This is a genomic window from Paramesorhizobium deserti (assembly GCF_001558695.1).
Classification (GTDB): domain Bacteria; phylum Pseudomonadota; class Alphaproteobacteria; order Rhizobiales; family Rhizobiaceae; genus Paramesorhizobium; species Paramesorhizobium deserti.
The window spans coordinates 1-9483 of sequence record NZ_LNTU01000016.1 but is presented as its reverse complement, the minus strand read 5'-3'; the positions used below and the strand labels follow the sequence as shown (position 1 = coordinate 9483).

Genomic DNA, 9483 nt, shown 5'->3' with positions numbered 1-9483 from the left:
CGGTGAGCTATTGCCGTGGCACATCGCCCAGCCGATCAATAAACCCTGACCGGACGCTTACCATAAAAAAACAGTGCACGAAATAATACGGACGAGAAACCGCCCATTCCACAACGGATCATCCTTTAAAGGGAGATAGGAGCCACTTCATGGCTGCTGCCGCAGCGTCCGCCAACCAGGTAAATATCGGTACTGTAAAGAGCGCTTCAACAGTCGCAACCCCCACATGATAAAGGAAGACCGCCGCAGCAAAAACGGCGCCCCCAACGAGCAACCACACCATTATGCCGGGGCCCGTATATTCCTCTGGCACCGGAGCACCGGATCGATCTTTGTGTGACCCGTCGTCGTCCATACCATGGCCTCATCAACTACTTTGATGCATGAACTCGTCGAAGCTGCACCAGATTCCAGTTCAAGGACGCAATCACGCGAACTAAAAATTCCTTTAGCCCACGCTTATTAGCAACTTAAGTGAAGGATTCGGATTACAGCCGCGATTGCAAAGGTGAAGACCCCCGTCGGCGGCGGTCTTTTCTCTTCGATCCAGGCTAGCTTCAACGCTCGTGCAACCAACATACGACAAAGCCGAAGAAACCCGGCTTTGTCGCCCGCGCTTCAATCAAATGGCGGGTATTTGTTCATGAAACTGGTTCGACGTAACTCATTATTGAGCTGACTGCAATGACAGGCTCGTCGCGCCCGCCGCGACATTGAGACCAGCCGTCCCTCCAGCGTTAAATGGTTGCAGAGCAATCTTCTTGGTCGCCCCACCAACCAAGGCATGGGCCTGAAGACCAAGACCGATTGCACCGCCGACCGCAATTCCGCCGTATCGACCGGCCAGTGCGCCAGCTTCGAGTTTCTTACCAACAGGGGCTGAAACGGTCCATTTCAGGTATGATTTACCCGTGATGCCAATATCGACTCCCAGCTTGCCCAAGCTGCCTTTATATCTTTCAACCGATCCGTTGTTGCGGGTAAATTCGCACTTGACCCCTTTACTCGATCCAACAAGGAGGCCAATCCCGCCATTAACTTCACACGACAACACACCCATTTTTGTGAATTTCTCATTATTGTTATGATGGGTTGCTGCATGCGCAGACGTAAAAGCCAATATTGAAGCTGCAGACAATACTGTAATAAATATCTTCATTTATATATCTTTCTTAAATCATTGCTTTAGCCATCAGGCATAAGCACTCGACATACAAAACGCGAAAACGCGTTTCCTCATCATTGCTGCTCTGGCCTGCCAAGGCAGCAATGCGCGATTTCATAAAATATGAATTGTCTCTAAATTATGGTGAAGGCCGCAGCAACTATCATGACCAGCACATCGGCTCTCCAGCTTTCATTCCGAAATCCCGCGCGATGAGGTTTTTCGCATCACTAAAATTTCCACTTCCTTCGGCCGCAAAACTCTCTCAAGGCTCAAAAAATCGATAAAGCCACAATTTTGGCGTTCGGCAATTCCATTGACGAGCCACGTTAATGGAATTGCTTATATAGCTCATAAGGAAACTGCTCCTCTATAACTCGTCACGGTCTGTTGACCCAACGTGTTCTAGTTGCAGGCGTAAACAAAACTATGTCACCGCATTCCGAAGCACCATATCGCATTCTGGTTGTCGAGGATCAGGATCTGATGCGGCTGGCCTTGATCCGCGAGCTGAAGGCTGTAATTCCAATTCCGGCTGGCTGTATCGTCTACGGTGCCGGCACGTTTGAAATGGCGCTGGATCTGCTCACAAAGGAAACTTTTGATTTGGTTGTGATTGATCCCGGATTGCCGGGATTCGATCCAACTTCCAAAAATGCCCGGCTTTCCATTGTCGAGCAGATCGTCGAGGCAAGCCCGACGGCAATTCATATGGTAATTACCGGCTCAGATACGATTGAAGAATGGCATGAAATACAGCGCCGTGGAGCCGTCGCATATCTGGGAAAAACCGGCCTGAATCGCGAAGTCATAGCAAGAGTTCTGGAAGAGATATCGGCCAAGGGAATGGCCATTCACTTCTCAGAAGTTCAGATGACCACGTGCGAATATCATTATTCGGGGCTTACCCCGCGCGAACAGGAGATCATTGACTGGATGCGGCGGCGCCCCAGCGGAATGAAACGCAAAGAAATCTATGAACAGATGGGTATGTATTTCGATATCGATGCCGGCTCAGTAGAGAAATATTACAAGCAGGCACGGGCAAAGCTCATGCGAACCGGAGCTTTTCCCAAAGAGGGTTGATGACAGTTGTGACAGATCAATAAGCATCCGTTCGCAAGGCCGTTCGTCGTCTGGTTAGCTTTGATCCCTCCAAACCTACTGAAATCCAGATGGCAAAGGAGGACAATCTCACCGGGGTCCGCCTAGCTAGTTATGAGGAAAAATGCAGCCCTTTACACGACAGTTGGTCCATGTGCTCGCCACGATCATTGCACTTATGAGCCAGATTCCAGCAGCGTCGGCGCAACACGACGATCCGTCGACACTCATGATCGAAAAGGCACCGGGAAAGGTATTGATGTCCTATACGGTTGAAGAGTTAAAGCGTGCATTCCCCATCCACGAACGCGTTACACCCACTCCATGGATGTCAAGAGACCAAAAAATAGAATTCCGTGGGCCTTATCTCAAAGACTTGCTGACAAAGTACCTCCCTTACGCAACCAGTATCGAAATACTCGCCTACAATGGGTTTTCATCCATCCTCAAGCGCGAGGAAATAGATAGCTATAAACCCATCCTGGCTATTGAACGTCGATGCGATGACAATGACCGAAAGCGTGGTTCATGCACCGCGGATCAGGACTACAGGCCGTTACAACTGGAGGATGGTGGCCCTATGTTCCTCGTATGGCCCTTAGACGAGTTGCCCCCATCCTATATTCCGGCCCGCAACGCTATCTGGGTATGGTTTGTTGTTGCGGTGAGAGCGAACGATGAGTGACAGGTTCAGGGGGTTTCTGGGGGTGCTCCCCTATTTCTGTCTGGCTGCGGCGGTCGTTCTCGGCTGCTGGTCTTTCATCCGCGCCGACGGCTACAGGAGGCAGACCGATCTTGTTTCCAACCAAATTTCCGAGATCCAATGGCTTTCCTCTCAGGCTCGGGAGAAGACCGCTCATGTGACCGGTTATCTGCAATTGCCGAAGCTGACAAAAGACCAGCAGCAACGTCTTGTCCGAGATACTAGGCTTCTCGATTTCAATCTTCGCACACTTTTAACCCTGAATTACCTCCGAAGCCTCCTCAGTGAATCCGATATTGCGCGCCTGGAACGCGCGTTTGAAACGGTTGACAAGAACGTTCTTCCCTTAATTGAAGCAGGAAACCGATGCGAGGAAGCTTTAACCAGCATGTTGGCTCTCGAAGAGGACCTCTTTCGTGTATCGAGCGCAGCTGTCGACCATAGGAAGACCTTTAACGAGACCGCTCGCATTGAGACAAAGGCAGCCAAAAACCAAATTATATTCGCTTTTGCGCTAAGCAGTCTCATCATCACGGCGATTCTGATCCACCAACGAACAATGTTTGCCAGGCGGAAGGAGAGACATCTTCGGTCATTTTCGGCACTGTTCGCCCATATGACGCGCACGCGTATTTCAGCGCTGTGTCTGTTTCTCGAAAATCTCAACGGCGACGAGAAGCCTGATCCTGAAATGGTAGAGGCCGCCCACCAGGCTGCAATCGAACTCGATAAGATCAATGATGGTCTCATGAAGATCAGCTATTCTAGCAGAATGGCTGAAATGGTACCCCTTTATAACATATTGGAAGCGATCCGGTTGGAACACTCCCGTCATATCGAGATTAGAATGTCGACCACAGCCTGCAGCTTGCCTGTTCCCGCCTCACAAATACACCTTATTGTGGATGAGCTGGTCCGCAACGCAGAGAAGGCTGTTGGCAATGCTCCAGGCGCCAAAATTGCGATTAATGCTCGGGTGAAAAAGAGATGGTTTCGCAAATCTCGACTGGTGCTCAAAGTTATCGATAACGGCCCGGGCATGCAGCCGGAGGTCCTGAGGAAGGCAACGGATCCATTTTTCTCCACAAAAGCTGGACGCCACGTTGGGCTAGGGCTTACCAGCTGCTCGGAAATGCTGAGAGCTATAGCCGGAAAACTTAAGATTGTGTCAACTCCTGGGGTGGGAACATCCGTCCAGATAGAATATCCGCTGAGAACGTGAATTCGGCAGGATAAATACGTTCATGAAACCGCCGTTGTTCATCTATGAGACCTGTGCGCGGGGTCTGGACTGGCGGGACTGTTTGTGATTCTCTCGATCTGTACTTCAGCGATCCGCAGAGGCTTGTCGCCTATCTTGGCCTCAATCCGAGCATGCGGCAGTCCGGTGAGGGGCAGAGGCCTATCATGGGCGCGTAACGAAGCAGGGCTGCGGCCACGCGGGGGATGCTGTGGTTGAAGCGGATGGGCGGCCGCGCCGTGCTCGCCGGGTCCTCTGCGTGCCTTCAAGCGGATCGCCTCGCGTCTAGGGAAGCATATCGCGGCCGTCGCCACCGCACGCAAGCTGATGATGACCATCCGGCATATGCTGAGCAAGGATGCTGACTACATGTGGGCCAGACTGACCGGCCTTGCCCGCCCGCAAGTTCAGATCGGTCGAGCTGCGTGTAGACCGTAAGCGGTGTGCCGGTCACACCTTTGCAGGGAAGTTCCATGGAAGCAGTTCACTGATCTGGCTCTGCTGGTGGCCGCCGGCGATGGCACCGAGGGTTGCCCTAAGCCAAGCGTGAGGATCGATGGCGTTCAGCTTGCAGGTTTCGATGAGCGGGGCGATGATGGCCCAGTTTTCGGCACCGGCATCATGACCGGCAAAGAGCGCGTTCTTCCGGTTCAGTGCAATCGGGCGGATGGTCCGCTCGACGGCATTGTTGTCGAGCTCGATGCGCCCATCGGTCAGGAACAACTCGAGCCCAGCCCAGTATTTGGCGATGTAGCTCAATGCCTCCCCGAGCGGCGCTTTCGCCGAGACGCGGCTGCGATGGTGATCAAGCCAGTCTTTTATTCGCGCCACGGCCGGTGCTGACCGCTCCTGGCATCGAGGTTGCTGCCGAGTGGCGCAGCAGACACGCTCCGGTCGACGGGGGGTCGGAAATGCCCGCACGTCTTAGCGCCAACGCTACGATCGTGGAGACATGGCTGGACTGTGCAAATGGCCGGTATGGAGCAATCATCGCGAGAAAGACCGCCTGTTGGTGCACGTGCGGCCGTTCCTGCTCGATGTACGCGAGCAGTGCATCGCCGACGTCCTGCGGTAACGGCAGCCGAACTTGACGGCGCGCTTTGCCACTCAAGCACAGCATACCAGACATCCATTCGATATCGCTTAGCCTGAGTCCGGCTACATCCCCAGCCCGCAGCCCCAGGCGAGCCAATAGGAGCAGGATTGCACGGTCCCGCAAGCGCCCTCTGGTGAGTTGATCGCAGGATGCAATGACGCGTTCAACATCGGCGGCTGCAAGATACCGCGGCAGCGACGAAAGGCGCCACTGCAAGACCGGCGGAATGGCGTGATCGAGGTTGGGGCGGCACAGGCCGATACCCGCGAGGAAGCGAAGATAGCTGCGCAAGGCGCTCGTTATGGTCCTCAGGTCCGCCGGCCTGGTTCGCTCGCGCCATCCGCGGACAACATTGCGAATCCGAGCGGCATCATAGTCGACGGTCGCCGTGCCGAGCTCCGGTAACAGCTTATGCAGATGGCGCAGGTGACGAGCGATCGTTCGTTCCGACAGTCCCCGGTGGACGCGCAACCAACTCTGATAGTCGTCAAGCAGGGGATATGTCGAAACGACCTTCAAGGGTGGAAGCGCGACACCTGCCCTTTGTAGGAAAACAACGAACTTCCCGGCACGGCGCGAATATTTTGGTGAGATGCGCAGCCACTGCCGCGCACCAGGACATCGACACCGATGTACGGCAAAACGACGAACAACATCGTCATCGATTACGTCGATCGAGATGCCTGCGCTACCAAGCCAAGCCGCGAAATGACGAGCCGAGGCCGTGTAGCCCTCAATGGTCAGCGGCGTATATCTCTGAGCGGCAAGTTCGTTCGCGAACTGATCGATCCATGACGACAACGGTCCTGGATCGAGGAACCAGTGATTACGACTATTGGCACCCATATTTACTCTCCTCACAACGTGAACCCATCGTGAGGGAGCATAGTTATGTGGAGCGACCGCGCCTGCGTGCTATATCTAAGTTCCTGTAAAACCTGCATAATCAATAGATGGCAATGACAACTCCGCATAATTATCGTCGCCGCATAGTTGCGGAAGTCGATCGGCTTGGTCGCCACCATGATCCGCACCCGGTTCGAGGGGAAGATCATGAGGCCGCCATCAGCGCGTGGACCACCGAGGCAATCCGGGCCGCCGAAGCGCCTGGCTCCAGCCGGATGGTCACCGAACCCACCACGACCTCCGGCCCAGCCGATGCAGTCGGTACCGCCGCCGTCACGTCCTCAACCGGAGCGACCAGAAGCGGCGCAAACTCCACCGCATCCTCTGGTGCCGGCAGCACCAGCTTCCCCTTCCGCGCAAGGGTTCGCCAGGAGCAAACATGGTTGGCCTTCAGCCCGTACCGATCCGCAACTTCACCAACACTCGCTCCCGGCCGAAGCGTCTCGGCGACAATCCGCGCCTGGCCTTCACCTCGTCCGGCCACTGCCGATTGCGGCGCCGCCTCAGGCCATTTGTGAGAAGCTCCATTGGAGCGTCCATGGAGAAACTCCCGCACTGACATCAATCAGTGCGAAATCTCATGGCTCACAAACTGGCGGAAGGTGGGGGTACGACACCGCTTACTGTAGACCTCCCGATGCGCCACGCTAGACGCGGAACCGGACATCTCTAAAAACCTCCCCCTTTTGGCGGTTTTCGAGATTCCATCCTGCATGTGTGATTTGGCAGGAGCGGGTATTGCGGGGTTAACCGGGGTTCTGGGATTTGGACGAGCGTTACGAGCGGCTGAGTGCCGTCGGCGACCCTCTGGAGAAGCTCAACAGCATCATTCCCTGGCCTTTGTTCGAGAAGCCGTTGGCCAAAGCGCTGAAGCGATCCGACGGATCGAAGGGCGTGCGTCCGCCGTTTCCGGCGGTGCTGATGTTCAAGATCCTAGTGCTGCAGGTGCTCTACAATCTTTCCGACGACCAGGCCAGGTTCGTCATTCAAGACCGATTGTCGTTCATGCGGTTTCTCGGGCTGGGCCTTTCCGACAAGGTTTCGGACGCCAAGACGATCTGGCTGTTTCGCGAAAGCCTTTCCAGTTGTAAAAGGTCGCATCGGAAATGCAGGCGCGGTTCACAGCCTTGCCTGACGCGTTCCGAACAGGCGGCAGAAATAGGGATGGCGCCACCCCTTTTTTTCTCCCATCTTTTGATATTTTCTCGCAACCATCGGGACTGGGGATCCATTCCACATCCCGACATACTAAGACGGCCGGCGTCGTCTCCTTATCCTCCCATAGGAGAGGAGCCGGCTTTTTTTATACGAAGTCATATTTCAAGAGCATGGTTTTCCATGCGAGTTTGAGAGAGCAAAGTTTTAGTTCACCTTTTGGGCAATAAGGCCGATTTGGGCCAAGCCAGATGCCGCAAGGCAAACTTGGCAATTGCACAAGGCAAAAGCAATTTTGAGAACCTGATGTGCCGGCGAGAGATGACTTTTCCATCTCTCGCCGGCCTTTCAACACAGATGATTGGCCTTCAAGCGCGGTTTGCAGGTAACGATCATCTCATTTTGAGAGGCTTCTTCAGTCAGGTGGACTTTCCTGACATCCGCATAAATACAGAAACGCAAGCAGATAGAGCGGTAACGCGACTCAATCCCGCTCTAGTGTCTGGATTGAAAGCGGCAAGAGCGCCGATTCTGACATGACCACTTCTCAACATGACCCCTGCGGCGTTTTCCGTTTGATACCATGCATTTCCCGCACGGCGATTTCGGCGAGGGCCACAGCGGTCTCGTTCTCTCCCCATCCTGCACGGGCAGCACCCGCCCCAAGCGCAAGAAAGAGTGGTTCAAGGACATAGATGCATTCGGTCATGCGGCTCGCATGACCGGCGGCCAAGTTGGGCGGATCGACCTGTATCATATTGATCGTACCGCTCAGGCTTTTCCTGTTAGAGCGTTGAGGTACAACTGAGGTGCCGGCTTGACCGGTCGTCAGTTTAACCAAGGCCGAGGCAATCTCCTGGTAAGTCCATCCTGAAGCAATTGCCCGCTCAATCAAAAGAGCGATGCCCGCCTCCGACAGTCGCCCGATGACACCGTCTGCGTCGATGGTGGGCATGAAAAGGGGATCAATAGCCGGCTTGCGGCTGAATACGCGTTCAAGGTCGAGATTTATCCTGCGCGGAGCGTGTGTTTTATGCTTACTCATTGTACCCATGTCCTCCTTCTGGTGCGTAAAAATTTTACCTGAAAGGCATATGCGGATGGTCAAGCTGCGGGGAAATAGGCGCCCTCAGGTGCCAGCACTCGGACGTTGACCAGATATACGCTAGACTTGTAACTCAGCTGCGGACATAGACTTCCCGGTCCGTGACATGCACCGTTTACCAGTTCAATCAGCTGACAATGTTACGGAACCAGACAAAACATCACCGCCCCTTCAACGAAACGAATTCGTCAAACGGTAAGCTTGCATGGGCGGAATATCCGATACGAACGCATTCAAAACAGCGCCAAGCCGGTCTCTTGCAGATCTTTGGCAATGAATTGGATAACATCCAGCTCAGTGATATCGAAATTTTAACACTTCAATGCCCGCACACCGACGAGTTCCGATTTCGTGCTCACGTTGCGCCCCATACGACCAGCCGCTCATCAGGACTGCGAGACGCTACATATTTTCCCGCGTTTTATAATCCCCCATGCTCAATTGACAGGCTGAAAGCCTGCATGAACAATTACGTTAAAATATAAATCTTTTTTTAAATTATTCATTTCAATACACTTCAATTGGTAACACCTTCGAAGCACATGGACTACTAAACATTTCAACAATAAATGTAAATTCCATGGATTACATTGAAATAGTCTACCTAGTTCATTTTATCTCGCCTAAATAGCGCATGGCTCTTAGTGTCCGTTCCAAAAAGAGGTGAGTGATTTCAGCAGGTTGTGATTCTGTCGGATTGCTGAGATTCGACGGAGATCACGATGCCTTGGACCGAAACCACTCGACGGCAGTATGAACGGCGCGGCCCGCGCTACGCAAGCGACTTGACCGATGAGGAGTGGGCGCTGATCGAGCCGCTGATGCCGACACCGAACCGCATCGGTCGGCCGCGCAAGACGGAGCTGCGCGAAGTGGTGAACGCGCTTTTGTATATGGCTTCCTCGGGCGGTGCGTGGCGGCTTTTGCCCAAGGACTTTCCGCCGTTCTGTAAGCGTCCGGTCAGGGTTTATTGATCGGCTGGGCGATGTGCCACGGCAATAGCTCACCG

Annotated in this window: 8 protein-coding genes and 3 pseudogenes; 6 read left to right on the top strand and 5 right to left on the bottom strand. The window is 53.9% G+C overall.

All coding sequences use genetic code 11. The features are described 5' to 3' along the window. Positions 1–667: 667 nt before the first annotated feature. Positions 668–1159 carry a DUF992 domain-containing protein gene (locus ATN84_RS12785; protein ID WP_082766269.1) on the bottom strand — a complete coding sequence of 164 codons (492 nt, stop codon included), beginning with the start codon at positions 1157–1159 and terminating at the stop codon, positions 668–670. A 435-nt stretch (positions 1160–1594) separates the two neighbouring features. On the opposite strand from ATN84_RS12785, the gene ATN84_RS12780 reads away from it, so the two are divergent. The 4 genes from ATN84_RS12780 (at position 1595) to ATN84_RS28145 (ending at position 4391) form a co-directional block, all read left to right on the top strand. After that, positions 1595–2251: a response regulator transcription factor gene (locus ATN84_RS12780; RefSeq protein ID WP_068882054.1), complete on the top strand. Its 657-nt coding sequence runs from the start codon at positions 1595–1597 to the stop codon at positions 2249–2251. A 142-nt stretch (positions 2252–2393) separates the two neighbouring features. Continuing rightward, the gene (locus ATN84_RS12775; RefSeq protein WP_068882053.1) at positions 2394–2954 is read left to right on the top strand and encodes a hypothetical protein; all 561 of its coding nucleotides are present in this window, start codon (positions 2394–2396) and stop codon (positions 2952–2954) included. After that, complete coding sequence (locus tag ATN84_RS12770) at positions 2947–4194, top strand: sensor histidine kinase (RefSeq protein WP_068882052.1); 1248 nt, start codon at positions 2947–2949, stop codon at positions 4192–4194. Before ATN84_RS12775 ends, ATN84_RS12770 begins: the two co-directional genes overlap by 8 nt. 44 nt (positions 4195–4238) lie before the next feature. Further along, positions 4239–4391, top strand: coding sequence for a transposase (locus tag ATN84_RS28145; RefSeq protein WP_425287400.1), 153 nt, complete (start codon positions 4239–4241; stop codon positions 4389–4391). A 271-nt stretch (positions 4392–4662) separates the two neighbouring features. Here ATN84_RS28145 and ATN84_RS12765 read toward each other — a convergent pair. The 3 genes and pseudogenes from ATN84_RS12765 to ATN84_RS28020 all read right to left on the bottom strand — a co-directional run. Then, positions 4663–5064: pseudogene (locus tag ATN84_RS12765) on the bottom strand (IS66 family transposase); the annotation flags it as partial. Then, positions 5018–6154 (bottom strand): tyrosine-type recombinase/integrase, encoded by a 1137-nt coding sequence (locus tag ATN84_RS12760; RefSeq protein ID WP_244491081.1) that lies wholly within the window; start codon positions 6152–6154, stop codon positions 5018–5020. The pseudogene ATN84_RS12765 and the gene ATN84_RS12760, both read right to left, overlap by 47 nt. 205 nt (positions 6155–6359) lie before the next feature. Further along, on the bottom strand, positions 6360–6776 hold the full coding sequence (locus tag ATN84_RS28020) for a transposase (RefSeq protein ID WP_153020224.1): 417 nt from the start codon (positions 6774–6776) through the stop codon (positions 6360–6362). A 203-nt stretch (positions 6777–6979) separates the two neighbouring features. Between ATN84_RS28020 and ATN84_RS27640 the strand changes: the two are divergent. Next, positions 6980–7297 (top strand): annotated as a pseudogene (locus ATN84_RS27640) (transposase); the annotation flags it as partial. 619 nt (positions 7298–7916) lie between these two features. Here ATN84_RS27640 and ATN84_RS12745 read toward each other — a convergent pair. Further along, a complete protein-coding gene (locus ATN84_RS12745) occupies positions 7917–8414 on the bottom strand; it encodes a hypothetical protein (RefSeq protein ID WP_153020223.1) in 498 nt (165 codons plus the stop codon). 782 nt (positions 8415–9196) lie between these two features. Between ATN84_RS12745 and ATN84_RS12740 the strand changes: the two are divergent. Continuing rightward, positions 9197–9421 (top strand): annotated as a pseudogene (locus ATN84_RS12740) (transposase); the annotation flags it as partial. Positions 9422–9483: the final 62 nt, after the last annotated feature.

Excerpts from the sequence above, each read along its gene's own strand:
- ATN84_RS12785 (WP_082766269.1), bottom strand. The coding sequence starts at position 1,159 with ATGAAGATATTTATTACAGTATTGTCTGCAGCTTCAATATTGGCTTTT.
- ATN84_RS12780 (WP_068882054.1), top strand. The coding sequence starts at position 1,595 with ATGTCACCGCATTCCGAAGCACCATATCGCATTCTGGTTGTCGAGGAT.
- ATN84_RS12775 (WP_068882053.1), top strand. The coding sequence starts at position 2,394 with ATGCAGCCCTTTACACGACAGTTGGTCCATGTGCTCGCCACGATCATT.
- ATN84_RS12770 (WP_068882052.1), top strand. The coding sequence starts at position 2,947 with ATGAGTGACAGGTTCAGGGGGTTTCTGGGGGTGCTCCCCTATTTCTGT.
- ATN84_RS28145 (WP_425287400.1), top strand. The coding sequence starts at position 4,239 with ATGAGACCTGTGCGCGGGGTCTGGACTGGCGGGACTGTTTGTGATTCT.
- ATN84_RS12760 (WP_244491081.1), bottom strand. The coding sequence starts at position 6,154 with ATGGGTGCCAATAGTCGTAATCACTGGTTCCTCGATCCAGGACCGTTG.
- ATN84_RS28020 (WP_153020224.1), bottom strand. The coding sequence starts at position 6,776 with ATGTCAGTGCGGGAGTTTCTCCATGGACGCTCCAATGGAGCTTCTCAC.
- ATN84_RS12745 (WP_153020223.1), bottom strand. The coding sequence starts at position 8,414 with ATGAGTAAGCATAAAACACACGCTCCGCGCAGGATAAATCTCGACCTT.